We start from the raw sequence: 24,238 nt of genomic DNA on the forward strand, positions 1-24,238 counted from the left end.
GCGAACAGGAGGAATGGGTTTAGATGGGAGAGTTACTAGGAGACATCGCGGCAACCCTGATTGCGCTTTCGGGGCTGGCGGTTGTGGTGGGTGTGGTTTTGATTAAGCGCAAGGATCGGGTCTGGCACCCGCGGGTAATGCTGGTGGCTACTGCCCTGGCCGCGCTTTTTCTGGTGTTTTACCTGCTCAAGTGGGGCCTGTATGGCACCACCCGCTACGTGGGGCCGGAGGAGTGGCGCGTGGCTTACTACGCCTTGTTGATCAGCCACACCATTTTGGCGGCCCTGAACGGCCCCCTGGTTTTGTGGTTGCTCTACAACGCCTTCAAGCAACGCTTTAGCGTCCATAAGGCCTGGGCCCGCTGGACGGTGCCGGTCTGGCTTTATGTGGCCTTTACTGGCTGGGTGATCGACCTGGTGCTCAAGCGCTACGGCGAGCCAGCAGGTGGCATTGGCTTTTAGCGCTTTCCCCAGGCCTCGAGCACAATCTGACCATCTGCTACCCGGGCCCGCTCAGGGCCGCGGTTGCTGGTGTCGCCTGCCGGAGCCTGGGCCAGGTGGTGGGCAATGCGGAGCTGCTTCGCTTCTAGGCGCATGGCCCAGATGGTGGCCTCCTCCTGGCCGGTGGCCCCGGCGTGGGCCAGTCCGCGCAGCTTGCCTACCACGATGATGTCGCCGGCGGCCACCACTTCGGCCCCGGCGTTCACGTCGCCCAGAATGACCACCGTACCCGGCGACTCGATGCGAACGCCCGCGCGCACCGTCTGGTCAATCACCTCGGTATAGGGGATGTATTTCTCGCCCCGCTGGGGCCTGAGCTGCAAGCCCCGCTCCCGGCCCAGCTCGAGCAGGGCCTCCAGTACCCCCTGGTTCACCACCCCCGCTACCTCGACCTCGAGCGGCAGCGGAGGCAGGTCGGCCAGGGCTTTTTTCAGCATCTCCGGGGTTTCGTTGCCGTCGAGCCGAACTGCCAGGGCGTTAAGGGTCGCACGAATTCGCATGCAAGGCAGTTATACCAGAAAGCCTAGCGGTTGGCGATGTGGATGGCCTGACGGTGCAAGTGTTCGGCGGCCTCCATGATGCCTTCGGAAAGGGTGGGGTGGGCGTGCACGGTGAGGGCCACGTCGGTTACGGTAGCACCCATCTCCAAGGCCAGGGCCAGCTCGGCAATCAGGTCGGAGGCGCTTGGGCCCACAATGTGCCCACCCAGCAACAGGTCGGTCTCGGCGTCGCCAATCAGCTTTATCAGGCCCTCGGTGGCGTCCAGGGTCATGGCCCGGCCCGAGGCCGCGAGGGGAAACTTGCCCACCTTGACCTTGTACCCCGCCTTGCTGGCTTCCTCCTCGGTCATCCCCACCGCGGCCCACTCGGGGCTGGTGTAGACCACGTTGGGAATCTGGTAGTCCATCACGGCGTTGCCCCCGGCGGCGTTTTCCGCGGCAATCAGGCCCTCCTTCATGGCCTTGTGGGCCAGCAGGGGGGGGCGGGTGACGTCGCCGATGGCGTAGATGCCAGGCACGTTGGTTTCCATCTTTTCGTTGGTGGGCACATAGCCGCGCTCATCCACCACCACCCCGATGGCCTCGAGGCCCAGTCCCTTGCCCCGGGGGCGCCGCCCGGTGGCCACCAGAATCTTGTCCACCACCAAGGTGTCCTGCTGGCCGCTTTTGACATCCTCGAGGGTGACGTGCAGGCCGTCTTTTTTCCGCTCGACCTTCACGCCTTTAGTGTTGGTGCGGATGGTGATGCCCTGCTTGGTCAGAATTTTGGCCAGCAGACCTGCGGTCTCGGGGTCGGCAGCGGGCAGAATCTGGCCCATGAACTCGATCACGGTGACCTCGGCCCCCATGCGCTTGTAGACCTGGGCGAACTCGAGCCCAATCGCACCCCCCCCGATGCAAAGCATGCGCTTGGGGAATTTGTCCTCGATACGCAGGGCCCCGGTGGAGTCCACGATGTCTTTCTGGTCTACCTCGAAGCCCGGCAGGGTGTTGGGCTCCGAGCCGGTGGCCACGATGAAGGTCTTGCCCTGGACGCGCTCGCCCCCCACCTCGATGGTGTTTTTATCAACAAACCTGGCAAAGCCGGTTTTCAGCTCTACCTTGTTGCCCTTCAGAAGCTGCGAGACCCCGCCGGTGAGCTTCTTGACGATGCCGTCACGCCAGCCGCCCAGCTTTTTGTGATCAAGCCGGGCCTCCTTGACCTCGAGGCCGAAGGCGCTTCCGTGTTTGATGCCCTCGAGTTCTTCCGCGGCGTGCAGTAGCGCCTTGGTAGGAATACAGCCCACGTTCAGGCAGACCCCCCCCACATGTTCGGCCTCCACCGCCAGCACCCGCTTGCCCAGCTGGGCCGCCCGAATGGCCGCATGGTAGCCGCCGGGGCCGGTTCCGATCACGATTACGTCGTAGATGGTTGACATAGACACCCCATTCTAGTAAGGCTATGTATAAAAAACAAAATCCGTATGATGAAAAACTACAGCGCTTCCAGGAAAAGCCGCTCGGGTTTCTCTAAGAGCCGGATAACCTCTTTGCAGAAGCGGGCCGCCTCGGCTCCGTCCACCAACCGGTGGTCGAAAGAGAGCGAGAGGTACATCATCTGCCGCACCACAATCTCATCCCGCTCGTCCACCACAGGGCGCTTCTGAATGGAGTGCACGCCCAGAATGGCCGCATCCGGCACGTTGATGATGGGGAAGCTGAAGAGGGCCCCAATCGAGCCAATGTTGGTGATGCTGAAGGTAGAGCCGCTCACCTCCTCCGGAGATAGCTTGCCCAGGCGGGCTTTTTCGGCCAGGTCGCCCACCTCGCGGGCGATCTGGAGCAGGCTTTTGCGCTCCACGTCCCTCACCACCGGCACAATCAGGCCGTTTTCAGCGGCCACCGCCATGCCGATATTCACGTAGTGCTTGAGCACCACCTCCTGCCGGGCCTCGTCCAGCGAGCTGTTGAGGGCAGGGAACTTTTTGAGCGCCACCGCCACCGCCTTGAAGATGAAGGGCAGGTAGCTGAGCTTCACCCCCTGGGCTTCGGCCTCCGGCTTGAGCCGGTTGCGCAGGGCCACCAGCTCGGTCATGTCCACCTCGTCCACCGAAAGTGTACGCACCGTGTAGAGATGCGAGGCCATCATCTGCTGGGCGATGGCCCGCCGCAGGCCGCGCAAAGGGACGCGGGTCTCCTGGTTTTCGTAACCCTTGGGGGTTTTGTACTGCACGGGTGCAAGGCCCAGCAAAGGCGGGCTGCCGCGCTCGAGGGCGGCCTCGGAAGGCGGCCTGACCTCCTTGCTGGCCTGCTTCTCAGCGTAGGCCTTCACGTCTTCCACCCGCACCCGCCCGCCAGGCCCCGAGCCTGGAATCTGGGCGATGTCCAGCCCCAGCTCACGGGCCAGCTTGCGGGCAGCCGGTACCGCGATCACCCGCCCGTGGGGCTGGGCTACGGCGGTACTTTGCGCAGCCGACAGGGGTGCGGCTTTGCTGAAGGGGTTTTTTACCTGCTCCTGCTTGTTGTCGGGCTTGAACAAGGAGAGGTTGGCCCCGTCATCCTCCGCTACCTGGCCGGGCTCTACAATGGAGCGCTCCTCCTGGGCCTGCAGGCTGGGGGCCGCTTCGGGTTTTTCGCCGATGGGGGCAGCGACCTCACCTGGCTCGGCGATGAGGGCAATGGGTGCATGAACCGGTACCACATCACCTTCCTTGACCAGCTTTTGCAGCAAGACCCCCTCGTAGGGGCTCGGTAGCTCCACCGTTACCTTGTCGGTCATGACCTCCACAAAGGGCTGGTCTTTTCTCAAGGCCTCGCCCTCGTTCACCAGCCACCTAAGAATCTCACCTTCTACAACAGACTCTGCCAGCTCGGGCAACACCACTTCTTTGGGCATCTTTTCTCTCCTAGTAGTCCAGTAGACGCTTGGCTGCGTTCAGGATACGGGTTACGGTGGGCATGTACAGCTTGTCCTGGGCCAGCGGGTAGGGGGTGTCGAACCCGGTAACCCGCAGGGGCGGGGCCAGCAACTGGTCGAAAAGCTCTTCGGAAATGGTGGCGGTCACCTCCGAGGCCATGCTGGCCGTGCGCGGCGCTTCGGAGATCATGAGCAGGCGCCCGGTCTTGGCTACCGACTCCAGCACGGTTTGTTTGTCCCAGGGCATTACGGTGCGCAGGTCAATTACCTCCGGGTCGATACCTGCGGCGACCATCTCCTCGGCGGCTTTGAGGGTCTCGACCATTGGCCCGCCATAGGAAACCAGGGTGATGTCGCGGCCTGTGCGGCGGATAGCTGCCTTGCCGATGGGCAGCAAGAAGTCGTCGCTGGGTACCTCTTCCTTTACCGCACGGTAAAGGCGCTTGGGCTCCATAAACACCACCGGGTCATCGTTGCGGATGGCGGCTTTGAGGAGCCCTTTGGCGTCGTAGGGGGTAGAAACCACAATCACCTTCAGACCAGCGGTGTGGGCAAAGTGGGCTTCGGGGCTTTGCGAGTGGTGGTGGCCCCCCTTCACACCCCCGCCGGTGGGCATGCGTACTACCATGGGGGCGCTGAACTGGCCTCCTGAGCGGTAGCGTAGCTTGGCGGCCTGGGAAAAGAGCTGGTCGATGCCGGGAAAAACGTAGTCGGCAAACTGAATTTCGGCCACTGGCCGCATCCCGTGGGCAGCCAGCCCCACCGCGGCCCCGATGATGGCGGCCTCGGCGAGGGGCGTGTCCACTACCCGCTCGGGGCCATACTTTTGCTGCAGGCCCTCGGTGGCCAGGAAAACCCCGCCTCGCTTGCCCACGTCCTCGCCCAGCAACATCACCCGCTCGTCGCGGTTCATCTCTTCGTCCAGGGCCTCATTTATAGCCTGGATAAGGGTCATGGTTGGCATAAAACCTCCTCAGGACTGCAGTTCCTCTGCTACCAGGCGCCGCTGTTCCTCCAGGTGCCAGGGGCGGGCGGCGTAAACGTCATCGAACATCTCGAGCGGATCGGGCTCCCCGGCCTCGAGGGCTTCCTGCAGGGCGGCCTCGAGCTCCTTGGAGATTTCCAGCCTTAGCTCGTTGGCCCACTGGGCGTCCCACAGACCCTGCTTTTCCAGAAAACGCTGGTAGCGCAGGAGGGGGTCTTGCTGGCGCTCGGCGGCCAACTCTTCGCGCGAGCGGTAGCGGCTGTCGTCGTCGGCGGAGGAGTGGGCCCCAAAACGGTGCACCACCAGCTCCACCAGGCTGGTTCCCTGGCCGGCCCTGGCCCGTTCGATGGCCTCCTGCATCACGAAGTAGCTGGCCAGCACGTCCAGGCCGTCCACATAGTAGCCGGGAATGCCGTAGGCGTGGGCCTTGATGGCGATGTTCTCCGAAGCGGTCTGCTTGGAGATGTTGACGCTAATGGCATAGCGGTTGTTTTCGCACACAAACACCGCCGGAGCCCGCTGTACGGCGGCAAAGTTGATGCCGGCGTGCCAGTCGCCCTCGCTGGTAGCCCCGTCGCCAAAGGTGCAGACCGCCACCTGGCCGGTGCGGCGCAGCTTCATGCTGAGGGCGGCCCCGGTAGCAGGGGGAATGTGCGAGGCGATGGCCGAGCAGACCGTAAACACGTTGAGTGCCTTGCTGCCGGGGTGCGAGGGCATCTGGCGGCCCTTGGCGGGGTCGGCGGCATTGCCCAGGGTCTGGCCGAAGATTTCGACCAGCGGCATCCCCAGGGCCAACATCAGGCCCATATCGCGGTAGTAGGGGAAGAGCCAGTCGTGGCCTTTGCGCAGGGCATGGGCGATGCCCACCTGGGCGGCCTCGTGGCCGGCATGGGGGGCGATGAAGCTGGTCTTGCCGGTGCGAATGAGGATGACCAGTTTTTCGTCCAGTAGCCGGGCCGCCAGCATATCGCGGTAGAAGCGCTGGAGCTGTTCGGGCGGCAGGGCGTGCTCGAACGGGGCCATCCAGTGGCCCTGCTCGTCTACCAACCGGATGGGTTCGCTGCTAAAGGGTTGGAAGCGTATTTTCTCTTGAACCATGTCTCCTCCTGGCTTGCCGGGGTGACCGACTCGCCTGTACCAGAAGGCCCTGGGTAAGGGCCTCCAAAGCTCGTGTCATCCTGGGTAAGGACTTTCACGGGGAACCACCCGGCCAAAGCAAGAGACCTCCCAGACTGGAGGCCTGTACAGTCGCTTTGGTATACCGGGCCAAAGGTTTTGGGTGCGCCCATTCCAACCACCGGCTTGAGGCGCGTCTCCATAGGAACCTCTTGGTACCAAAGATTATAGCGGGTTTTGGGCCGTCTCAAATTTGGGTGGGGTCAAGGTTGGTTGTGTGTGGCCGCGTTTCGCAGCCGACGGAACCTCGAGGCCAACCTATAAACTGGCCCCTGGGGGGTGTGGGGATCGGGTATGAAGCTCAGGATTTGTGTAATCGGTAAGCCAAAACTAGAGTTCGCCCGTGTGGGACTGGAGATGTATGCGGCAAGGCTGCATAGGTACACCAAACTGGATCTGGTTTACCTAAGAGAGAGTACACCGGTTCAAGAGGGGCAACGCTTGCTGGAAGCCTCCCAGGGCTACCGGCGGGTGGTGCTGGACGAGCGGGGACAACTGCCCGATACCCTGGCGCTAAAAACCCGGCTCGAGGCCTGGGAAATGGGGGCCGAAAAAGGCGTGGCTTTTCTGATAGGGGGCGCCGAGGGCCACGCCCAGGCCGTGCGCGACCAGGCCGACTGGCTGCTGGCCCTATCCAGGCTCACCCTGCAGCACGAGCTGGCCCTGGTGGTTTTGCTGGAGCAGCTCTACCGGGTCGAGACCCTCAAGCGCGGCGAGCCCTACCACCGCTAGCCAGGCAGCTCTCCGCGGGCTTTACCGGCAGGGTGGGAAGATTTGAGCAGGGCGTAGCAGGGGCTGGGGCGATACATAGGGCTCGAGCCTGAGTTGCAACCCACTGCGGCCTACGTTGAGGAACGCAACATTGCCCGATTCGGTGTACCAGGCGAATAAATCCCCCGCATCGGTGTTGCCATTGCCATTCACATCCTTCCAACCCTGCAGTTTGTACTGACGATCCGCGGGCAGGTTGCTGAAGTTGAACGGCGAGGAAAGGACATTTTGTGTAATGGTGATCTCCTCTGCACACAGAATGGTGTCGCCCGATACGCCAAACAAGGTCAGAAGGGTTCCGTTGAGCGAGGCCGTGGGTGGGGGTGGGGTCTGGGGCTGGGTCACAGTCAAAGTGATGCGGGTTTCTGCGCTGGTTCCGCTGCCGCTGCCGCCAATCACCAGGGTGTAGCTTCCGGGGCCGACCCCGCTGCCCACGCTCAGGCTGAGGGCGCTGTTCGCAGTGGTGGGGTTGGGACTGAAAGAACCCGTTACCCCGCTGGGTTGCCCGCTGAGGGTGAGGGTTACGGGGCCGCTGAAGTTACTGCGGTTCACACCGATATTGACGGTGGCGTTGCCCCCAGGGTTCAGGCTAAGGCTGGTGGGGGCCGCAGTCAGGCTCAGAGCAGGGGCGGGCGGGGCGCTCAAGCGATCCAGGGCGGCTTTCGCGTCAATTAGGCCCGCACCGCAATCGTTGCCGCTGCTGCGATTGCACTGAGCGGCGCTCAGTGGCCAAGCGGTTTGCTTGAGGATGGTCAGAGCTTCGCCGGGGGTCAGGCTGGGCTTACGGCTTTTCATCAAAGCCAGCACACCCGCCACATGCGGAGCGGCCATCGAGGTGCCTTGCTTGAAGCCATAATTGTTGCTGTTGATGGTACTCAGAACGCCATTGGAGGGGTTATTGCGGGTATCGCCACCCGGTGCCATCACATCAATGCGGGTTCCGTAGTTGGAGTAAAAAGCCCGGTTTCCACTCCGGTCGGTAGCGCCCACGGTGATGACCCCGCTGCAACCCGCCGGCGTAAAGGTGCTGGCGTCCGCATTGGAGTTGCCCGCCGCCACGACCATAATTTTGCCCGCAGCCGCCACGTCGTTGATGGCAGCTTGCATGGTGGACGAAGGGGCGCAGGCCACCTGCCCGCCCAGCGACATATTGATGATGTCGGCTGGATTGGCGTTGCTGGGAACACCGGCCACACTGAGGCCTGCAGCCCAGCGCAGGGCATCGGCCACGTCGGCCAGGGTTCCCCCCTCGCTGCTCAAGGCGCGGATCGGAACCAGTCGGGCCCCCCAACTGACCCCGGCCACGCCGGTACTGTTGTTGGTGGCCGCGCCTACGGTTCCGGTTACGTGGGTTCCGTGGAAATCGCTGTTGAGGCCGGTGTCCTCGGGGTTGGGGTCCCGCCCATCGCCATCGCCGGAGACACTGCTGTCGCTCACAAAGTCGTAGCCGAGTAGCAGCTTGCCGGCAAGGTCGGTGTGGGCTGAAAAAATACCGCTATCAATAACGGCTACTCGAACCGAATTGCTGCCGGTCTCGCCATCCCAGGCCTGGGGCAGGTTGATGGCGGCGTAGTGCCACTGTTCGCCATAGCGAGGGTCGTTGGGGGTGAGGAAGGGCTCCAATATATAGTTGGGCTCGGCATATTCCACGTCACTTCTGGATAGCAATGCGGTTACGGCTGAGAGTGTGTCGCTGGCATCGAGGTTGGCTCGGTACAGATGGGTATTGGCTAGGCTCAACGGACGCAGTCGCTGGAGGGCCACACCCCCCACCGAGAGGGTTTCGACCGATTGCAGGCTAACCCCGGATTTGAAACGAACGATAATTTCACCCGCCACAAAGCGAGCCGCTTGAGTGCCGGCAGGGGCGGCAATGCTCACCGTACCGCTGATGCTGCCGCTTCCCGTGGGGGGTGGAGCACTCACGTTAAAACTCACCGAAGCGCTTTTGCTGCTATCGGCCTGGCTGGTGGCGGTTACGGTGGCATTACCTTCACCTACAGCAGCCACCAGGCCCGTGTCGCTCACGGTCACAACAGCAGAGTTGCTGCTCCTCCAGGTGACGGCAGTGTTGGAACTGTTGCGAACCTGAGAACTCAGTTGAAGGCTCTGTCCGGTGAGCAAGGCGATAGGGCCGGACGGGGTGACGGAGACGGAAACCGCAGGTGCAGGCGGATTGTTGCAGGCTGCGAGCAAGGCGAGGGTCAATACCCAGAGTAATCGGATTCTGAACATAGCGCTAGCATAGCTGCCCTGTGTTCAGGGGCTGTGAAAGCAAATTAAAGAGACCTTTTGTTTGCTTGCAGGGCCAGCGGCAGGTATCCCCCAATGGCCAGCGCGATGAGCGCCGACCAGATGAGCAAGGCCGTGCTGTAGTTGCCGAGCCCCAGCACCACCCCTATGCCCCACTGGAGCAAGAACACCCCCATAAAACCCATAAAGTTGATGGCCGTGACGGCACGCCCGGTTAGCTCGGTGGGGAAGGTCAGGCGGGCCTGGGCCAGGCTCAGGATGTTAAATGCGCCGGTAAAGCCCATCAGTGCGTAGGTTATGTAGATACCCAAAAGCGGCATCTGAGGCCACAGGGCCAGCAGCAAGGGCCCCAGGGTGAAGGCGATGCTGGCCGTGAGCAACACCCGCGGCAGGCCCCAGCGGTCGGCCAGGGGGCCGCACAGCAAAAAGCCCAGCAGAGCGGCCAGCGAGAAGGTGAAGAGGATGCTGCCGACCTCGAGGCTCCCCATACCCCGCACCTTGAACAAAAAGTCGCCGCCCCACAGGGTCTGCCAGGCCAGAAACCCACCCCCCAACATGAAGTTGAGCCAGCCCATGCGCCAGAAGAGGCTGCTCTGCCAGATCAAAGCGGCGTTGCCGCCCTGGGCATTGCGGGGTAGCGCCATGCCCGTGGGGGCGTTGCGTACCCCCAGCGCCACCACCAGCGCCACCAACACAATCACCAGCGCGCCCCACTCGAAAACCGTCCGCCAGCCTATTTGTTCTTTAAGCCAGGCCAGGGGGCTCGAGGCCGCGATGGCCCCGGAGGCGCCTAGGGCCACATACAGGCTGCTGACGCTGGCGTAGCGGTGGGCCGGAAACCACAGCGAAAAAGCCTTCAAAGCGCCCATCAGTGCCGCTGCAAAGCCGATGCCCAGGAGCGCTCGCCCCAGCGAAAGGGTGAAGAAGTCCTGCGCCGAGGCGAAGATGAGGGCCCCTATAGCCCCCAACAGCATGAGGGCCGGGTGTACGAAGCGCGGGCCAAAGCGGTCTAAGAGGGCGCCCAGGGGCAACTGGGCGATGGCAAAGGTCAGGTAAAAGAGGCTGGTCATCAGGCCCAGCTCGGCCGAAGTAAGGCCCAGGTCGCGCCTTAGATCGGGCGAGATAACCGCGTTGGTAGCACGGAAAAAGTAGGAGAGAAAGTAGGCCAGAAGCAGAATTATGAAAACCCGTGAGGCCGCCGACATGTCCAGTATCCTACCCCTATGAAAGCCAATTCGACTTCTACGCTATGGCTCGAGCTCCTGGGCGGCCTTTTGGTGGTGCTGGGGTCCCTTTTGGCCTGGCTGGCTTTCACCCTGGCCAACCAGACCCTCGACCCCACCCTGGAGAAAAACCTCCTGCGTATCCGGCTCGATCTTCCGGGCTTTCTGGACGGAGTGGCCCGCCATCTTTCGGTCGCGGGGGCCTGGATGGCGGGGGTGGGGGCCTTGCTCTTTTTTGGGGCCAGCTATCTGGTGCAGGTCTTCCGGGTGGTGTTGGGCCTGGCGGCCCTGTTCGCCCTGGGGGTCTGGGCCTGGCTGGCACTGGGTTAGCGGGGTCAAAATGAACCCTCTGCCCTAAACAACCGGCCCCAAATGGGCTACCCTGAGTGCATGGCCATCGTTACATCCCAAGCCATTCGCCAGGACTTCCCGCTTTTGTTGCACCACCCCGATCTGGTCTACCTCAACTCGGCGGCCACCAGCCAGAAGCCCGAGGTGGTCATCGAGGCGGTATCCCGCTACTACCGCGAACTCAATGCCAGCGTGCACCGGGGGGCCTACACCCTTTCGGTACAAGCCAGCGAGGCCTACGAGCGGGCTCGTCGCACCCTGGCCCGCTTCATTGGGGCCGACGAGCACGAGATTATCTTCGTGCGCAACACCACCGAGGCCCTCAACCTGGTGGCCTATGCCTGGGGCCTGCACAACCTGGGGCCCGATGACGAAATTCTCCTGACCGAGATGGAGCACCACGCCAACCTGGTGCCCTGGCACCTGGTTTGTGAACGCACTGGGGCCAAAATCAAGGCCATTCCGCTGGGGCCGGATGGCCGCTTGGAGCTCGAGGCCCTGGACTCGCTGCTCTCCGATAGGGTCAAGCTGGTGAGCGTGATGCACGTCTCCAATGTGCTGGGTACGGTCAACCCGGTGGCACAGATTGCCCAGGCGGCCAGGGCTATGGGCGCTTTGGTGGTGGTGGACGGGGCCCAGTCGGCGCCGCACATGCCCATAGATGTGCGGGCTTTAGGAGCTGATTTCTACGCATTTTCCGGGCACAAGATGCTGGGGCCTACCGGTATCGGGGTGCTCTGGGGGCGCTACGAGGTGCTGGAAACCCTGGCCCCCTTCTTGGGGGGTGGCAGCATGATCCGTGAGGTGTTTGTCGACCGCTCCACCTATGCTCAGCCCCCCCAGCGCTTCGAGGCCGGAACCCCGGCGGTGGCCGAGGCGATTGGGCTGTCCAAGGCCGTGGAATACCTGGAAGGCCTGGGCATGGACAGGGTATGGCAACACGAGCTCGAGCTGGCCGCCTACGCCCTGAAGCGCCTGGACGAGGAACTGCCGGAGGTGCGTACCTTTGGCCCCCGTGGTCCCGACCGGGGCGGGGTGATCCCCTTTGTGCTGGGCGGTATCCATGCCCACGACGTAGCCACCGCCCTCGACCAGTATGGTATCGCGGTGCGGGCCGGACACCACTGCGCCCAACCCCTGCACCGCAAGCTTGGCGTTCCGGCCACGGTGCGGGCCAGTTTTTACGTCTACACCACTCCCGAAGACGTCGATCGCTTTATCGAGGCCCTCAAGAAAGTGCGGGACTTTTTCAAAGACTGGTTGTGATGTTCTGGGTTCCCCCGAATACCCAGTACGGTGTTTGTGGCAGGGGCGCAATAATCGTGTAGTGTACTCGAATTTGCAACGATAAAACCCACCCGTGGCGTCCGGTCAAATCCGAGGGAATACAAACCTCCCCGTTAATGCTTGGGGCCTGGCCCCAAAAGCAGAACCCATCTGAAAATTATCCCTGCCAACGCGTCGCCCTCAGGTGATGGGGGCTTCCTCGCGGAACTGCAACTCATAGAGATCGCGGTAAAGCCCCCCTTGGGCCAGGAGCTCCTCGTGGGTGCCCTGCTGGACGATCTGCCCTTTGTCCAGAACCACAATCTGGTCGGCGTTGCGCACGGTGGAGAGCCGATGGGCAATGACAAAAGTGGTGCGGCCTTGCATGAGTTTATCCAGGGCTTCTTGCACCAGCGCCTCCGACTCCGAGTCGAGCGAGCTGGTGGCTTCGTCCAGAATCAAAATCCGGGGGTTTTTGAGCAAGGCTCGAGCAATGGCGATGCGCTGGCGTTGCCCACCCGAGAGCTTGACTCCGCGCTCGCCCACCAGGGTTTGGTAGCCCTGGGGAAAGGCGCTGATGAACTCGTGGGCGTTGGCAGCCTTGGCGGCCTCGATGACCTCGGCCTGGCTGGCCAGGGGGTTGCCGTAGCGGATGTTTTCCTCGATGGAACCCGAAAAGAGCAAGGTTTCCTGGGGTACCAGGGCAATCTGGCGCCGCAGGTCTACCAGCCGTAGCTGGCGGATGTCCACTCCGTCCAGGGTAATGCGGCCTCTGGTTACATCGTAAAAGCGTGGAATCAGGGCAATCAGGGTGCTTTTACCAGCACCGCTGGGGCCCACCAAGGCCACCACCTGGCCGGGAAGGGCGGTCAGGTTGACCCCGCGCAGGATCGCGCCGCGCTCATCGTAAGCAAAGTGGACGTCTTCCAGCCGTACCTCGCCCCGCACCGCCACCAGGGGGTAGGGGTTTTCGGGTTCTTTCAAGTCGGAAGGGGTATCCAGCAGCTCAAAAATCCGGCTGCTGGCACCCAATGCGCTTTGTACCTGGCTCCAGATGCCGGCCAGCGTGCCCACACTGGCGGCCACGTTGAAGGCATACAGGATGAAAGAAACCAGCTGCCCTGGGGTAATCTCGCCCAACGAGACCAACCGCCCGCCATACCAGAAGATGAGCCCCAAGGCGCTGAAGATGGTAAAAAACACCACCCCGCTGAGCCCCGAAGAAACCAGCGCCCGCCGCAAAGCAGTGCGGTATGACTCACCGATGAGCTGGCTGTAGCGCTCGGCCTCGAGCTTCTCTGCCGTAAAGGACTGCACCACCCGAATGCCGCTTATGGACTCTTCGGCGCGGGCGTTGGCCTCGGCCACTTTGTCCTGATAGGCCTTGCTGAGCCGCCGGATCATGCGCCCCAGCACGATGGCCACCAGGATGACCACAGGAACCACTGCCAGGATGAAGCTCGAGAGCTTCCAGTTGGTCCAGAACAAGATGGTCAGGGTGGCGGCAAACATCAGCGGGGTGGTAAAAAGCTGCACCAGGGCAGTCGAAACCACCCCTTGCACGGTGGCGACATCGGAGGTGAGCCGGCTGGTGATGTCGCCGGTTTTATGGTTCTCAAAAAAGCGAGGGGAGAGCGAGAGCAGGTGGCTAAACAGGTGGCGGCGCAGGTCGGCCACCACCCCTTCGCCCGAGCGGGCAAAGAGGTAGTTTTGCAGGCCAGAAAACACGGCCTGGCCGGCAAAAACCAGCACCAGCAAGAGGGTGTAGCGGTCAATCTGGGCCAGGTTACCCTGCTCGAAAATCGAGGTATCGAGCATCCGGCTCACGAGCTGCGGGAAAGCCAGAAAAAAGCCGGTGGAGATCAGGCTCGAGATTCCCGCCAGCAACAAGCCCAGCCGGTAGGGGCGGGTGTAGGCCAGCAGGCGGCTCAGCTGACGAAAATCGCGCCGCGATGCCGATGCGGATGGAGGGGTTTGTGATGTGGGTCGCATATCTGGATTAGTCTGCTGGGGGAAAGGAGCGGATAGTGTGGGTTAGGTTTGAATGGAGCTCTACGCTGCGATAGATGCCAAGGCCCCTTTAGTTTACTGAATGCCCCGTTGGGGGGGCCTTACAATGAATCCCATGAGCCTTTTGGATGAGCTGTACAAAGAGATCATCCTGCGCCACTACAAGTCGCCGCACAACTATGGGCCGCTGGAGACGGCCAACGTGCGGGTGATGGGTGACAACCCTTCCTGTGGCGATCAGATTGAGTTGCAGGTAGAGACCGATGGTGAGCACATAGCCAACCTGCGCTTTAGGGGGCAGGGCTGTGCCATCTCGCAGGCTTCGGCTTCGCTGATGACCGACCTGGTCAAGGGCAAGACCTGGGCCGAGGCCCTCGAGCTAAAGAGCAAGTTCAAATCCATGATTGTGGACGGCACCCCACCCGTACCCGAGCTGGGCGATCTGGCGGCTTTGTCGGGTGTACACAAACTGGCAGCACGGGTTAAGTGCGCTACCCTGGCCTGGAATGCCCTAGAACAAGCGGCCCATCAAGCGGGTGCGGTGTCTCGAGCGCCAAACGCATAGCCCAGGCTGATCAGCCTGGGCTTTTGCTGAGGTTCGTTTCTAACCAAGCAAGGTGCTGAAGTCGTTGAAATCGGCGCGAAAACCGCCGGGTACGCCTTTGGCGATCACCGAGACCGCATCGTGGGAGTGCAGGCTCTCGAGGTGCGAGCAGGCCACCTGGAAGTCGTGGATTCGCCTGTCGGCCTCGAGCTGCTCGTAAAGCAGCCGGGCGGCATCCTCCACAAACTTAACGTAGGCCCCGTTCAACTCGGCAAAGGCCTGTTCGTCCTCACGTTTGACCATGACTTGGGTCTCGGTCTTGAGGGCTTCGCGGGCGTGCTGAATCAGGTCTTCCAGGTGCAGTGAGGTATCGGGGGCCACCTCCACCTTGATGCGGGCCTTGGAGCGCTGGCTGTGGGGAATGGCATACACCCCGCGGGTGTCGCGGGCGTGCTCGGCCAGCTCGGCGGAGCAGGGGCAGGCCGAGGAGTAGACGAAGTCCAGCTCTACATAGCGCCTTAACGTTCCGTCTGCTTCGATGGCGGCCTCGTAGCTGCCGCTGTAGTACTGGTAGCCTTCCAGGCCCGAGCGCAGGGCCGATACCAGCATGGGGTAGTTGAAGGCTACCTTAACCCGGGCGGTCAGGCTGCCCAGCTCGCGGCGGTAGTCTTCTACTACCTGGGCCAGGGTATCCAGGCTGAAAACCGCGTCTTTGTGGGCATAAAAGGTGCGGATAATCCGGCTCATGTTGATGCCCTTGAGGTTGGCCTGGAGGGAAACCGTACCGGTAACGCGGGCCTCGAGGGTCAGGGCTTCACCTCCAGGAGTAGCAAACCTGAGCGGCAGCCGGAAGCCCGAGATGCCTACCTGCTGAATAGGAACGTTGGCCCCTTCGACCGAGTCCACCGTCTCGGTCATGTCGGGCAGGCTGGCTTTGTAGGCGGGGTCGGGCTGAAATTGATGGTCGTAATGGCGAGTGATGATGGGTTCCGCACCGTCGGTATTGCGAAACAGGTAGGCTTTTTTGCCGCCGTTTTGGTCGAGTTTGGATGGGGGAGTATCGAGGATTTGCTTATCGTCGTAGCTAAGCAAGGGTATCTCCTTTTTCGTCAGCAACCTCGAGCAGTCTGACGCGTGTTTCAAGCGAAGGGAACCTCTTGAGTAGACCCTGAACCACTTCCCTTCATCCCGGTTCAGGAACCAATGTCAGTCTAGAACAACTGCATGGCTATAGCATGCCACCTTATACATAAACTGAACGTAACCTAGACACTTGTTTTTCCTGGGGTGTGTATGATGGGGCGCGAACCACAATAGTAAAATCCCCTCCTGTGGGAGGGTTTTAGATTTCCGTGCTAGAGATTCCATCCGCCCGCAACCTCCACAACCTGACCGGTGAGGTAGCCGCTATTTTCTTCCACAAAAAACAGAACCGCTCGAGCCAGCTCCTCCAGACTGGCCAAGCGACCCATGGGAATCTTGTCTAGGGGCTTGGAGACGGAGTTTTCGGCTACTCCCGGTGAGACCACGTTTACCGTTACGCCTTTGGGCGCGAGGCGCTGGGCCAGCGACTTGCTGTAGATCACCAGGCCGGTTTTAGCGATAACATAGGGCGTAATATCCGGGCGGGCCAGCAGGTTCTGCGCCCCGGCGAACCCGATGTTAACCACCCGCCCATAGCCGCTCTGGCTCAGGTAGGGGAGGGCAGCCTGGGTTAGGTAAAAGGGCGCATTGAGGTTGGAATCGATTATCCGGCGCCATTCTTTGGGGGAGACCTCGTCAATGGGTTTTTTTAGGTAGTCGCCCACGTTGTTAACCAGTACCTGCAGGCCCCCAAGCTGCTCGACCACCGCAGCGATGAGTGCCCGGGCTTCGTGCTCCTGCGTCACGTCGGCTTTTACCTTGATGGCCTGAACCCCATGCTGCTCGGCTTCCTGACGGGTTTGTTCGGCCTCGAGGGCGCTGGTGTGGTAGTGCACGGCCACATCAAAGCCCCTCTGGGCCAGCGCCAGCACGATGGCCCGCCCAATCCCCCTGGCCGAGCCGGTCACCAGGGCCACTTTGTTCATGTGGCCCCCTGGCGCATGTACGCCTCCATCAGGGCGCGGGTGATGCGGTTCAGGGGATACCTTAGTGCCTCCTCTGGGCGAACCCAGGCCCACTCCACAATTTCTTCGTTGGGCTGGACTTCCTCGCTGGAAGACTGGGCGAAGTAGTTGACGAACAAAAAGTGCATGGGTTTGTGAAACTCTGGGTCGAACACCCCTTCCAGCAACAGGGCGTGGCGGATGTTGAAGAGCTCGAGGCCCACTTCTTCCCGGAACTCTCGCCTTAATGCCTTTTCCAGGGGCTCGCCCCACTCAATCTTGCCTCCTGGCACGCCCCACAAGCCCTGCCACTTGGTGGTTTTGACTATCAGTACCCGGCCCGACGGCCCCTGTACCAGGGCGCCCACGGTGGGGATAGGGTATGTGTGTTGCATACAGGTTTCAGGCTACGTGAGCAGGGCCAAAGAGAAGGTGCTAAAGGTTAACATGCCAGCCCGGAAGGGGTGGGGGCCGAATGTGCGGCTAGTTCTGCAACTCCTTATAGACCGCATACACCCGCCCCCCTTTGGGGTAGGCCTCGAGGCCATACAGCACCCTATGGTTGGGCAAAGCGGTTTTGCTTTTTTGCGGCAGGCCGGTTTCGAAGGCCACCACTAATGGGTCATCTCGACGGAAGCCTGTGCCACGGCTCACCCGGTCGAAAATACGCGGATGCTTGGCGCTGAAATAGACCCGCAGGGGTCGGCTACCGGCCATGAGCACGATGGAGGGCACGGGGCCGCGCTCGGCCAAGGCGATGATGACCACCTCCTCCGAGACCTGGTGCAGCTCGGACAGTTCGGGCACCAGTTTAGGGCTCTGGCCTTTTTTGGCCATGGCGGCTTCTACTACCTGACCGGGAAGCAGCATCTCGGCGGCCCCCAGGTTGCACAGGGCCTCGAGCTCTCTTTCCAGCTCCTGGCCTTGGTAGGTTTCGTGCAGGTCGGAGAGTAGGTCGTCGTCCTGTTGAATCAAGACGTGCATTACCTCGTGCGCCAGGGTAAAACGCTGGCGACGGGGGGGCGAGTCTTGGTCAATCAGAATATGATTCTGCCCCGGTACCAGCGCCCCAAACCGGCCCACTGGCAGCTTGCCGTAGGAGAGGCTCGCACCGATGCCCGCGGCCAAACGCTCGGGCGTGAGGGGGGCGTGGGCCTTGCGGTAGTCCTGGGCCAGTTCGATGACCTTGGTTCTGAGGTCTATGGACATCCTCCCGTCAGGCTACTTTATGGCCACAAAAATCGAAACCCGCTGGGTGTTTTCGTACACTTCGTAATCGAAAGTATAGGCCCTTGTCGGGGCGCTGGGCTGCTGGAAATAGGCCCGGATTTGCTGCCAGGCTTGCCTGACCAATTCTGGCCTGGAACCCAGCACGGTAAACATCAAGTACCGGCCCCCTGGCACGTTGAGCCCGCTCAGGCCAGGTGGAACGTCGTCCTGTCCCAGAACCTGGTAGCCCAGCAGCACCGAGAAAGGGCCCTGCTCGCTTTCGTAGCTGTGGTAGACCACAAAGGGCTTTCCCTTTGCCAGGCGCTTTGGTATCTGCAGCTCGAGCTCCCCGCTTTCGATTTTGCTCCAGAGCGGGGGAATCCGGGCGGTCTGGGGGTTTTGCTCCAGGGCCAGGCTGGTGCGAACCTCGTAACCCGCCACAAAAAAGCCGGATTCGGAGGTGCGAATGGGTTTGTCCATGGCATCATCTTATGAAGCTTTGGCCCTGAACACCCAGGGTGGTGCGTTGTCTATCCGGGACCGCAAGATCAGGTTGAGCTGTGCGGTGTGGTGCTGGACGTGGCGCATGTTGTAGAGCAGCAACTCGGCAAAGCTCATCTCGCCCCAGCCGAACTTGCAGACCCGGCGGGCACCCTGGTCGGTCAGGGATTCGATGGTGCTATTGCACTTCTGGCGGCAGTGGTGGAGGTATGCCAGCATCTCGGCCTTGCTGTAGATGCGGTCGGGCAGCACCCCGGCAGGGTCGAACTCTGAGAGACCGTACGGCTCTTTGGGCATGAAACCTTCCTTCGACCCGTGTAGGTAAAACTCGAGCCAGAAGAGGGTGTGATAGGTCATATACCAGGGTTCGTGCCAGGCCTCGGATAGCTTGGCGGGGTCGCCCCATAGTTCATCCGGATACATCTGCACGGCCTGCTCGAGCGCGTCAATGCTCGCGCCAAACTGCGACCAGATAATATTCTTGGTGAACGCATCCATAAACCACTCCATAAACAAAAAAAGCCGACAGCACCTTTTTTTGCCATCGGCTTTCGGCTCAGAGCTTTCGGCTAGCCTTCCAGCACCCGCTTGAGATGCAGGAAAATTTCGTACCAGTCGCGCTTGGACTCCGGACGCTTGCCCCGCAGCTCGATGCGGGCCAGGGTGCGCTGCCACTCGGGTGTAATTTCTGCCCCGAGCTGTGGGTCGGCGATGAGTTCGGCCAGTCCCTTCGGCAACGAGGCTTCGGTGCGCTCACCGTAGAAGTCTACCGGGGCCAGCAGGTCGTTGACCGAGACGTTGTAGGAGTTGGCCAGGGTTTGCAGGGTGTCGAGGGAAGGGTTGGTACGGCCCCGCTCGAGGTCGGACAGGTAGGGCACGGAAAGCCCACTTTTCAGGGATAAATCTTTCAGGCGCCAGCCCTGTTGGGTGCGCAGTTCGCGTAGACGTTCGGCTAGTGTCATGTTTCTGACGGTAGCATAAAAGTTTTATACGGTCAAGACGTAATGTCCCCCTAAAGGTATTGCGTTATGCAGATAGATTATGCTAGTATCATAACGGGAGGCGAACGTATGAATATCAGCGAAATTGTTTGGAAGTCCGTGGGGCGTGGTGCGGTACACCCCAGCGAAGTGCTTAATGTCCTTATTGAACTGGACAACCGCAAGGGCCAGATTGGTTTGTGGGCCCTGGAAAACGAGCTGCGCGCCAAGATTCCCCTGCTTCGCCCCACGGCTCAGCCCCTGGCTAAAGCCTGGCTCGAGGCCACCATCCAATACCGCATGACCTACTACCCCGAGGGCCGCCTGTCCCGACTGTTTAATCGCTTTAGCCAGCCCGAACGAGAATCCTTTCCTCTTGCAAGCTAGCGGGCAACTTTTGCAGGAAGCAGAATCTGCTGAGCCCGTGGGGTGATCATGTTTTTTACCTTTTTGTGGGAAGTAGAAGCCAGGCATCGGCACCAAAGCTTACTCGAGGAAACCGTGGGGATTGGCCCTGCCGTTCCAAAAGTTGTACAGGAGGCCCGCATGATGCAACTCGCCCAGCAAGCCCAGGTTTCGGTGGTGGAGAATATCTGTCGTGTATCTGCTTATGTGTTCGTTTCGTGCGCCCAACCCAAGCGCATTGTGCGGGCCCTGAGCCGCCTGCCAGGAGTGGTTAAGGCCGATGCCTTGCTGGGGGCTTCCGAGGCGGTGCTGGTGGTGGAGCGGCACAACTTCGAAGCGCTGCAAACCCTTCTGACCGAGGTGCAGTCTACCCCAGGGGTCAAGAAGATTTCGGTAAAGCTGGCGGCCTGAAAAGCCGACCCAATCTGACCTCGCAACAGGCTGCCAGGCTTGTGCGATGTGCAAGGAGATGCAAAATGCCCACCATCGTACCCAACCTATGGTTCGATAAAGAAGCCAAAGAAGCCGCCGCTTTCTATTGCAGTGTAATTCCAGATTCCAAAATAAATAGCTCGGTTGTCCTGCGTGATACGCCCTCGGGCGACTGCGACCTGGTCTCGTTTGAGCTGGCGGGCCAGCCCTTTATGGCCATCAGCGCGGGGCCGTTGTTCAAGTTTAATCCCTCCACCTCGTTTATCCTTAACTTCGACCCTTCCCAGGGGCGTACCCGCCAAGACCTCGAGGCCCTGTGGAACCAGCTCCTGCCAGGGGGCAGCGTGCTGATGCCACTGGCCCCATACCCCTTTGCCCCCCTCTTCGGCTGGCTGCAAGACCGGTACGGGCTTTCCTGGCAGCTCATCCTCTCCGATCCCAGCGGTGAGGCGCGCCCTTTCATCACCCCTGCACTGCTGTTTGTGGGTGAGGTGTGTGGCAGGGCCGAGGAGGCTCAGGACTTCTACGTGTCGGTGTTTGCCAATGCGCGGCGGGGAACAGCCATGCGCTATCCGGCGGGCATGGAGCCCGAACGAGAGGGAACCCTGATGTATAGCGATTTTATGCTGGAAGGCCAGTGGTTTGCTGCGATGGACAGCGCCCAGCCGCACAACTTTGCCTTCAACGAAGCCATCTCGTTCATGGTTTACTGCGACTCCCAGGCCGAGATAGACCATTACTGGACCCAGCTCTCGGCGGTGCCGGAAGCAGAACAGTGCGGCTGGCTCAAAGACAAATACGGTCTGAGCTGGCAAATTGTGCCAAGAGCCTTAGAGCGCATGCTGCAAGACCCCGACCCGGAACGGGTAAACCGGGTCAACCAGGTGGTGCTGCAGATGAAGAAGCTCGAGCTGGCCGAGCTGCAAAGGGCCTATGCTTGATGTGAACCTCACCTGAAGCTTTCTGGTTGGGTCAAAACCAACTGGATGTAAGTGCAGCGCTTGACGGCACTTCAGGTGGTGGCCCAGCAGAATGAACGAATCAAGAACCTTTCTTGTGAGCGGTTTATAGATCCTTTTGGCAAACCAGGACGATCTGCTAATCATCCCCCATTTGAGGTAGCCTATGCAGGTGAAGATGCTGGCGTGTATCCCAGTCGTACCCAGCCGCGACGTGCAGGAGTCGTTGCGGTTCTATCAGACCTATCTGGGCTTCCAGGACCCCTTTACCTGGGGCGAGAACCCCATCGAGTATGGCGGCCTGAGCCGGGATGGGCTGCGGCTGCACTTCTACCTCGAGCCCAATGCGGAAATCCCCCGCAACTATGCTTTTCGGCTCGAGGTAGACGAGGTAGATTTGCTCTATGTGGCCTGCGAGGCGGCGGGCATCGTGCACCCCAACGGCAAACTGGAAAACAAACCCTGGAATACGCGCGAGTTTACCCTCCTCGACCCTTCAGGTGTGGCCATTCGGGTCTACCAGGAGCTTACGGGATAACCCGCTCTTTGGGGGCCTCGAGCAAAGCCTTGCCGAGGGCTTCGCCGGGTTTGCCCTCGCCCCGGTAGGCTTCAGGTTCTTTTTCAATCCAGACGTAGCCTTTGCTGTGAAACTGCAAGCTGCGGAAGCCCTGGGCGAAGGTGGCTTCGATGAGCTGGCCCAGTGAGCCCACCTCGAGGCCCTTTTCTTGCAGCGCCTCGAGCAGTTCGGGCGGTAGATCGGGCTCGAAGCCCTGCTGTGCGGTGAGGCACTCGTAGGCGGGCTCGCGCTCTTCCATGGTGCCGTCCTGGGCAAAGTAGCGTTCCAACACCCTGTACCAGTCGCCGCTCCTGGTGATGGGGGCCATCGCGGCGTAGGCCTGCTCGAGGGCTTCCGGGCTATAGTCGTGGTACTGGTTTTCGTGCACCACCAGCTCGCGGGGCAGGCGTGGGCGGGGGGCGGGGGTTTCGTCGGGCACGCCCACACACAGCCCGGCCACCGGCACAACCCCCTGCGGCAGCCCACACAGCGCCTTAATTTCCCTTATGCCGTTCAGCACCCCCCCAATCCACACGATGCCGTAGCCCAGGCTTTCGGCCATGGTGGCCAGGGCACTCCCGGCCAGCACGGCATCGGTAATGGCAAAGTGCAGCGCGGTGCGGGGCCAGTGCCCAAACACCCCGCCGCGGTGCTCGACCAGCCGGCGCAGGCGGTAGACGTCGGCCAGAATCAAAAAGAACTCGGCGCAGGTCTCGATGTGGGGGTTGGTGCCGGAGTGGCTGCTTACCTTGCGCCTTAGCTCGGGGTCGCTGATGCGCAGCAGGCTGTACATCTGGGCAGTGGCGTCGGTGGGAGCCCGCTGGGCGGCAAAGAGAATTTTGTCCAGGTCGCCTTCGCGCAAGGGCTCGGGTTTGAACTTACGCACGCTGGCGCGGTGTTGGTAAAGCGTGAAAAGGTCGTTCACGGGTCTAGCCTATCGTCTGAAGGTGGGTTTAACTGTGGTGCTGCTCTTACAGCTTCTTTTCCATGCAGATGCTCAAGGGGTCTTCAAAGTAGGGGCCAAAGGGGGGGATGCGCTGAAAGCCGAAACTTTGATACAGGCCGATGGCTTCGGTCTGGAACACCCCGGTCTCGAGGCGAAGCAGCGGGATGCCGCGCTCGAGGGCGTAGGCTTCCAGATGGGCCAGCAGTCGTTTCCCCACACCCCGGCCGCGAAATTCCGGGCGCACGTACATGCGCTTGATTTCAGCGTATTCGCTGCCAAAAAGCTGCACCCCACCACACCCTACCGCCTGCTCCTCGAGGTATGCCACAAAGAAGGCAACCTTCTGCTGGATGAGCTTTTCTACGCTGTAGCCGTGGCGGCTTTGTGGGGGGTAGTGGGGTTTCAGGACTGCATCCAGCTCTGCGATCAGGGCGCTGGCCACAGCGCTGTCGGGCCGCTCGGACTGGATGCGTAGGTGCATGTCCTAGCTTAGCGCTTCTATACCGGGGAGGGTACCGAGTTCCAAGAGCTCGAGGCTGGCCCCCCCGCCGGTGGACACGTGGCTGAACCGCTCGGCCATGCCCAGCTTGTTGGCGGCGGCCACCGAGTCGCCCCCGCCAATTACGGTAAAGGCCCCTTCCAGCCGGGCAATGGCCTCGCCCACCGCCAGGGTGCCCCTGGCAAAGTCGTCAATTTCAAAAACGCCCATGGGCCCGTTCCACAACACAGTCTTGGCGCCTTGAAGAGCTTGGGCAAAAGCATTAGCGCTCTCAGGCCCAATGTCCAGCCCCATCCAGTCATCCTCGATGGCGTTTGCGGGCATGATGCGGGTAGGGGCCCCCGCCTCGATTTTCTGCGCGGCCACCACATCGGTGGGTAGCAGCAGTTTTACCCCCAGGTCGGCGGCTTTTTTGAGCGGGTTGCGGGCCAGATCCAGCTTGTCGTCCTCCACCAGGCTCTTACCCACCTGCCCCCCCTGGGCCTTGATAAAGGTGAAGGCCATGGCCCCGCCGATCACCATGCCGGTCACTTTGGGCAGCAGGTTCTCGATCACCCCAATCTTGTCCGAGACCTTGGCCCCGCCCAGCACCACCCAGTAGGGCTTTTCGGGGTTGTGCAGCACCCTGCCGATGCTTTCAACCTCCTTTTCCATCAGGAAGCCTGCGTAGCTGGGCAAAAACTGGGCCACGCCGGTTACCGAGGCATGGGCCCGGTGGGCCGAACCGAAAGCGTCGAGCACAAAGGCATCGCCCAGCCGGGCAAACTTTTGTGCCAGGGCTGGATCGTTCTTCTCTTCACCCGGCTCAAAGCGCACGTTGTCCAGCAGAATTACCGATCCAGACGGGGCAGCTTTGACGCGCTCGAGGGTCGCATCGCTGGCAGGGGTCAGCTCGGGCGACCCCCCAATAAAAATGACCGGCTTGCCCAGGTGTTTTTCCAGTACTGGGGCCACGGGGGCAAGGCTGCTGGCCTCTTCGTAGCCGCCCTTGGGCCGCCCCAGGTGCGAGAGCAGCACCAATGTCGCGCCCTGCTCCAATAGGTGTTTTAGCGTCGGGATGGCCGCTGCCACCCTGGTCTCGTCTTTGACCTGCCCCTCTTTGATAGGCACGTTGAAATCCACCCGCACCAGTACGCGCTTACCGGCCGCATGGAAGTCCTTTAGTGTTCGCATATTACCTCCTGGGCAA

Annotated in this window: 27 protein-coding genes; 9 read left to right on the top strand and 18 right to left on the bottom strand. The window is 61.3% G+C overall.

The features are described 5' to 3' along the window. The first annotated feature begins 23 nt into the window (after nt 1–23). The gene (locus Q355_RS0101655; RefSeq protein ID WP_027876178.1) at nt 24–461 is read left to right on the top strand and encodes a DUF420 domain-containing protein; all 438 of its coding nucleotides are present in this window, start codon (nt 24–26) and stop codon (nt 459–461) included. On the opposite strand, the gene minC is transcribed toward Q355_RS0101655, so the two are convergent. Genes minC through Q355_RS0101680 form a run of 5 tightly spaced genes read right to left on the bottom strand, consistent with a single transcriptional unit; the run spans nt 458 to nt 5,979 of the window. Then, nucleotides 458–1,000 carry a septum site-determining protein MinC gene (minC, locus tag Q355_RS0101660; protein ID WP_027876179.1) on the bottom strand — a complete coding sequence of 181 codons (543 nt, stop codon included), beginning with the start codon at nt 998–1,000 and terminating at the stop codon, nt 458–460. The genes Q355_RS0101655 and minC overlap by 4 nt on opposite strands. Nucleotides 1,001–1,023: 23 nt before the next feature. Then, nucleotides 1,024–2,418, bottom strand: coding sequence for a dihydrolipoyl dehydrogenase (gene lpdA, locus Q355_RS0101665; protein ID WP_027876180.1), 1,395 nt, complete (start codon nt 2,416–2,418; stop codon nt 1,024–1,026). 56 nt (nt 2,419–2,474) lie between these two features. Then, entirely contained in the window at nt 2,475–3,875 is a 1,401-nt protein-coding gene (locus Q355_RS0101670) for a dihydrolipoamide acetyltransferase family protein (protein ID WP_027876181.1), read from the bottom strand. Between the two features lie 10 nt (nt 3,876–3,885). Then, nucleotides 3,886–4,860, bottom strand: coding sequence for an alpha-ketoacid dehydrogenase subunit beta (locus Q355_RS0101675; RefSeq protein WP_027876182.1), 975 nt, complete (start codon nt 4,858–4,860; stop codon nt 3,886–3,888). A 9-nt stretch (nt 4,861–4,869) separates the two neighbouring features. Next, complete coding sequence (locus Q355_RS0101680) at nt 4,870–5,979, bottom strand: thiamine pyrophosphate-dependent dehydrogenase E1 component subunit alpha (protein ID WP_027876183.1); 1,110 nt, start codon at nt 5,977–5,979, stop codon at nt 4,870–4,872. 372 nt (nt 5,980–6,351) lie between these two features. On the opposite strand from Q355_RS0101680, the gene Q355_RS0101685 reads away from it, so the two are divergent. Then, a complete protein-coding gene (locus tag Q355_RS0101685) occupies nt 6,352–6,789 on the top strand; it encodes a 23S rRNA (pseudouridine(1915)-N(3))-methyltransferase RlmH (RefSeq protein WP_027876184.1) in 438 nt (145 codons plus the stop codon). Nucleotides 6,790–6,810: 21 nt separating this feature from the next. Here the strand turns inward: Q355_RS0101685 and Q355_RS15230 are convergent, their stop codons facing one another. Together Q355_RS15230 and Q355_RS0101695 are read right to left on the bottom strand one after the other, a co-directional pair. Beyond that, on the bottom strand, nt 6,811–9,063 hold the full coding sequence (locus Q355_RS15230; protein ID WP_051529261.1) for a S8 family serine peptidase: 2,253 nt from the start codon (nt 9,061–9,063) through the stop codon (nt 6,811–6,813). Nucleotides 9,064–9,107: 44 nt separating this feature from the next. Beyond that, the gene (locus Q355_RS0101695) at nt 9,108–10,286 is read right to left on the bottom strand and encodes an MFS transporter (RefSeq protein WP_027876185.1); all 1,179 of its coding nucleotides are present in this window, start codon (nt 10,284–10,286) and stop codon (nt 9,108–9,110) included. 18 nt (nt 10,287–10,304) lie between these two features. Here Q355_RS0101695 and Q355_RS0101700 point away from each other — a divergent pair, with 18 nt between their 5' ends. Together Q355_RS0101700 and Q355_RS0101705 are read left to right on the top strand one after the other, a co-directional pair. Beyond that, nucleotides 10,305–10,634, top strand: coding sequence for a hypothetical protein (locus Q355_RS0101700; RefSeq protein WP_027876186.1), 330 nt, complete (start codon nt 10,305–10,307; stop codon nt 10,632–10,634). A gap of 42 nt (nt 10,635–10,676) precedes the next feature. Next, nucleotides 10,677–11,921, top strand: coding sequence for an aminotransferase class V-fold PLP-dependent enzyme (locus Q355_RS0101705; protein WP_084495997.1), 1,245 nt, complete (start codon nt 10,677–10,679; stop codon nt 11,919–11,921). 201 nt (nt 11,922–12,122) lie between these two features. On the opposite strand, the gene Q355_RS0101710 is transcribed toward Q355_RS0101705, so the two are convergent. Further along, entirely contained in the window at nt 12,123–13,913 is a 1,791-nt protein-coding gene (locus Q355_RS0101710) for an ABC transporter ATP-binding protein (RefSeq protein ID WP_036258455.1), read from the bottom strand. Nucleotides 13,914–14,046: 133 nt separating this feature from the next. Between Q355_RS0101710 and sufU the strand changes: the two genes are divergently transcribed. Next, nucleotides 14,047–14,496, top strand: a complete 450-nt coding sequence (gene sufU / locus Q355_RS0101715; RefSeq protein ID WP_027876189.1) for a Fe-S cluster assembly sulfur transfer protein SufU — start codon at nt 14,047–14,049, stop codon at nt 14,494–14,496. 39 nt (nt 14,497–14,535) lie between these two features. On the opposite strand, the gene folE2 is transcribed toward sufU, so the two are convergent. The 7 genes from folE2 to Q355_RS0101750 all read right to left on the bottom strand — a co-directional run bounded on the left by folE2 (nt 14,536) and on the right by Q355_RS0101750 (nt 19,234). Next, complete coding sequence (gene folE2 / locus Q355_RS0101720) at nt 14,536–15,567, bottom strand: GTP cyclohydrolase FolE2 (protein ID WP_245597451.1); 1,032 nt, start codon at nt 15,565–15,567, stop codon at nt 14,536–14,538. A 263-nt stretch (nt 15,568–15,830) separates the two neighbouring features. Continuing rightward, nucleotides 15,831–16,544: a bifunctional dihydropteridine reductase/dihydrofolate reductase TmpR gene (gene tmpR / locus Q355_RS0101725; protein WP_027876191.1), complete on the bottom strand. Its 714-nt coding sequence runs from the start codon at nt 16,542–16,544 to the stop codon at nt 15,831–15,833. Beyond that, a complete protein-coding gene (locus tag Q355_RS0101730) occupies nt 16,541–16,957 on the bottom strand; it encodes an NUDIX domain-containing protein (protein WP_027876192.1) in 417 nt (138 codons plus the stop codon). The genes tmpR and Q355_RS0101730 overlap by 4 nt, the downstream gene beginning before the upstream one ends. 88 nt (nt 16,958–17,045) lie before the next feature. Continuing rightward, nucleotides 17,046–17,771: an ImmA/IrrE family metallo-endopeptidase gene (locus Q355_RS0101735; RefSeq protein ID WP_027876193.1), complete on the bottom strand. Its 726-nt coding sequence runs from the start codon at nt 17,769–17,771 to the stop codon at nt 17,046–17,048. Nucleotides 17,772–17,783: 12 nt separating this feature from the next. After that, the gene (locus Q355_RS0101740; protein WP_027876194.1) at nt 17,784–18,251 is read right to left on the bottom strand and encodes a GyrI-like domain-containing protein; all 468 of its coding nucleotides are present in this window, start codon (nt 18,249–18,251) and stop codon (nt 17,784–17,786) included. 9 nt (nt 18,252–18,260) lie between these two features. Next, complete coding sequence (locus tag Q355_RS0101745) at nt 18,261–18,770, bottom strand: DinB family protein (protein WP_027876195.1); 510 nt, start codon at nt 18,768–18,770, stop codon at nt 18,261–18,263. Nucleotides 18,771–18,841: 71 nt separating this feature from the next. Further along, entirely contained in the window at nt 18,842–19,234 is a 393-nt protein-coding gene (locus Q355_RS0101750; protein ID WP_027876196.1) for a helix-turn-helix domain-containing protein, read from the bottom strand. Nucleotides 19,235–19,342: 108 nt separating this feature from the next. Between Q355_RS0101750 and Q355_RS0101755 the strand changes: the two genes are divergently transcribed. From Q355_RS0101755 to Q355_RS0101770, 4 genes are all read left to right on the top strand, one after another. After that, nucleotides 19,343–19,639 (top strand): hypothetical protein, encoded by a 297-nt coding sequence (locus Q355_RS0101755; RefSeq protein WP_027876197.1) that lies wholly within the window; start codon nt 19,343–19,345, stop codon nt 19,637–19,639. 159 nt (nt 19,640–19,798) lie between these two features. Next, a complete protein-coding gene (locus tag Q355_RS0101760) occupies nt 19,799–20,068 on the top strand; it encodes an Lrp/AsnC ligand binding domain-containing protein (RefSeq protein WP_245597452.1) in 270 nt (89 codons plus the stop codon). A 65-nt stretch (nt 20,069–20,133) separates the two neighbouring features. Beyond that, nucleotides 20,134–21,030, top strand: a complete 897-nt coding sequence (locus tag Q355_RS0101765) for a VOC family protein (RefSeq protein ID WP_027876199.1) — start codon at nt 20,134–20,136, stop codon at nt 21,028–21,030. A gap of 184 nt (nt 21,031–21,214) precedes the next feature. Beyond that, a complete protein-coding gene (locus Q355_RS0101770; RefSeq protein WP_027876200.1) occupies nt 21,215–21,586 on the top strand; it encodes a bleomycin resistance protein in 372 nt (123 codons plus the stop codon). On the opposite strand, the gene Q355_RS0101775 is transcribed toward Q355_RS0101770, so the two are convergent. Genes Q355_RS0101775 through Q355_RS0101785 form a run of 3 tightly spaced genes read right to left on the bottom strand, consistent with a single transcriptional unit; the run spans nt 21,576 to nt 24,222 of the window. Then, nucleotides 21,576–22,529, bottom strand: a complete 954-nt coding sequence (locus Q355_RS0101775) for a nitroreductase family protein (protein WP_027876201.1) — start codon at nt 22,527–22,529, stop codon at nt 21,576–21,578. The genes Q355_RS0101770 and Q355_RS0101775 overlap by 11 nt on opposite strands. Before the next feature lie 46 nt (nt 22,530–22,575). Beyond that, on the bottom strand, nt 22,576–23,031 hold the full coding sequence (locus Q355_RS0101780; RefSeq protein ID WP_027876202.1) for a GNAT family N-acetyltransferase: 456 nt from the start codon (nt 23,029–23,031) through the stop codon (nt 22,576–22,578). 3 nt (nt 23,032–23,034) lie between these two features. Continuing rightward, nucleotides 23,035–24,222 carry a phosphoglycerate kinase gene (locus Q355_RS0101785; protein ID WP_027876203.1) on the bottom strand — a complete coding sequence of 396 codons (1,188 nt, stop codon included), beginning with the start codon at nt 24,220–24,222 and terminating at the stop codon, nt 23,035–23,037. Between the last annotated feature and the right edge of the window lie 16 nt (nt 24,223–24,238).

The organism is Meiothermus cerbereus DSM 11376, assembly GCF_000620065.1.
Lineage (GTDB): Bacteria > Deinococcota > Deinococci > Deinococcales > Thermaceae > Meiothermus > Meiothermus cerbereus.

What these genes read in the sequence shown, in the direction of transcription:
- Q355_RS0101655 (WP_027876178.1), top strand. Translation starts at nt 24, where the DNA reads ATGGGAGAGTTACTAGGAGACATCGCGGCAACCCTGATTGCGCTTTCG.
- minC (WP_027876179.1), bottom strand. Translation starts at nt 1,000, where the DNA reads ATGCGAATTCGTGCGACCCTTAACGCCCTGGCAGTTCGGCTCGACGGC.
- lpdA (WP_027876180.1), bottom strand. Translation starts at nt 2,418, where the DNA reads ATGTCAACCATCTACGACGTAATCGTGATCGGAACCGGCCCCGGCGGC.
- Q355_RS0101670 (WP_027876181.1), bottom strand. Translation starts at nt 3,875, where the DNA reads ATGCCCAAAGAAGTGGTGTTGCCCGAGCTGGCAGAGTCTGTTGTAGAA.
- Q355_RS0101675 (WP_027876182.1), bottom strand. Translation starts at nt 4,860, where the DNA reads ATGCCAACCATGACCCTTATCCAGGCTATAAATGAGGCCCTGGACGAA.
- Q355_RS0101680 (WP_027876183.1), bottom strand. Translation starts at nt 5,979, where the DNA reads ATGGTTCAAGAGAAAATACGCTTCCAACCCTTTAGCAGCGAACCCATC.
- Q355_RS0101685 (WP_027876184.1), top strand. Translation starts at nt 6,352, where the DNA reads ATGAAGCTCAGGATTTGTGTAATCGGTAAGCCAAAACTAGAGTTCGCC.
- Q355_RS15230 (WP_051529261.1), bottom strand. Translation starts at nt 9,063, where the DNA reads ATGTTCAGAATCCGATTACTCTGGGTATTGACCCTCGCCTTGCTCGCA.
- Q355_RS0101695 (WP_027876185.1), bottom strand. Translation starts at nt 10,286, where the DNA reads ATGTCGGCGGCCTCACGGGTTTTCATAATTCTGCTTCTGGCCTACTTT.
- Q355_RS0101700 (WP_027876186.1), top strand. Translation starts at nt 10,305, where the DNA reads ATGAAAGCCAATTCGACTTCTACGCTATGGCTCGAGCTCCTGGGCGGC.
- Q355_RS0101705 (WP_084495997.1), top strand. Translation starts at nt 10,677, where the DNA reads ATGGGCTACCCTGAGTGCATGGCCATCGTTACATCCCAAGCCATTCGC.
- Q355_RS0101710 (WP_036258455.1), bottom strand. Translation starts at nt 13,913, where the DNA reads ATGCGACCCACATCACAAACCCCTCCATCCGCATCGGCATCGCGGCGC.
- sufU (WP_027876189.1), top strand. Translation starts at nt 14,047, where the DNA reads ATGAGCCTTTTGGATGAGCTGTACAAAGAGATCATCCTGCGCCACTAC.
- tmpR (WP_027876191.1), bottom strand. Translation starts at nt 16,544, where the DNA reads ATGAACAAAGTGGCCCTGGTGACCGGCTCGGCCAGGGGGATTGGGCGG.
- Q355_RS0101730 (WP_027876192.1), bottom strand. Translation starts at nt 16,957, where the DNA reads ATGCAACACACATACCCTATCCCCACCGTGGGCGCCCTGGTACAGGGG.
- Q355_RS0101735 (WP_027876193.1), bottom strand. Translation starts at nt 17,771, where the DNA reads ATGTCCATAGACCTCAGAACCAAGGTCATCGAACTGGCCCAGGACTAC.
- Q355_RS0101740 (WP_027876194.1), bottom strand. Translation starts at nt 18,251, where the DNA reads ATGGACAAACCCATTCGCACCTCCGAATCCGGCTTTTTTGTGGCGGGT.
- Q355_RS0101745 (WP_027876195.1), bottom strand. Translation starts at nt 18,770, where the DNA reads ATGGATGCGTTCACCAAGAATATTATCTGGTCGCAGTTTGGCGCGAGC.
- Q355_RS0101750 (WP_027876196.1), bottom strand. Translation starts at nt 19,234, where the DNA reads ATGACACTAGCCGAACGTCTACGCGAACTGCGCACCCAACAGGGCTGG.
- Q355_RS0101755 (WP_027876197.1), top strand. Translation starts at nt 19,343, where the DNA reads ATGAATATCAGCGAAATTGTTTGGAAGTCCGTGGGGCGTGGTGCGGTA.
- Q355_RS0101760 (WP_245597452.1), top strand. Translation starts at nt 19,799, where the DNA reads ATGATGCAACTCGCCCAGCAAGCCCAGGTTTCGGTGGTGGAGAATATC.
- Q355_RS0101765 (WP_027876199.1), top strand. Translation starts at nt 20,134, where the DNA reads ATGCCCACCATCGTACCCAACCTATGGTTCGATAAAGAAGCCAAAGAA.
- Q355_RS0101770 (WP_027876200.1), top strand. Translation starts at nt 21,215, where the DNA reads ATGCAGGTGAAGATGCTGGCGTGTATCCCAGTCGTACCCAGCCGCGAC.
- Q355_RS0101780 (WP_027876202.1), bottom strand. Translation starts at nt 23,031, where the DNA reads ATGCACCTACGCATCCAGTCCGAGCGGCCCGACAGCGCTGTGGCCAGC.
- Q355_RS0101785 (WP_027876203.1), bottom strand. Translation starts at nt 24,222, where the DNA reads ATGCGAACACTAAAGGACTTCCATGCGGCCGGTAAGCGCGTACTGGTG.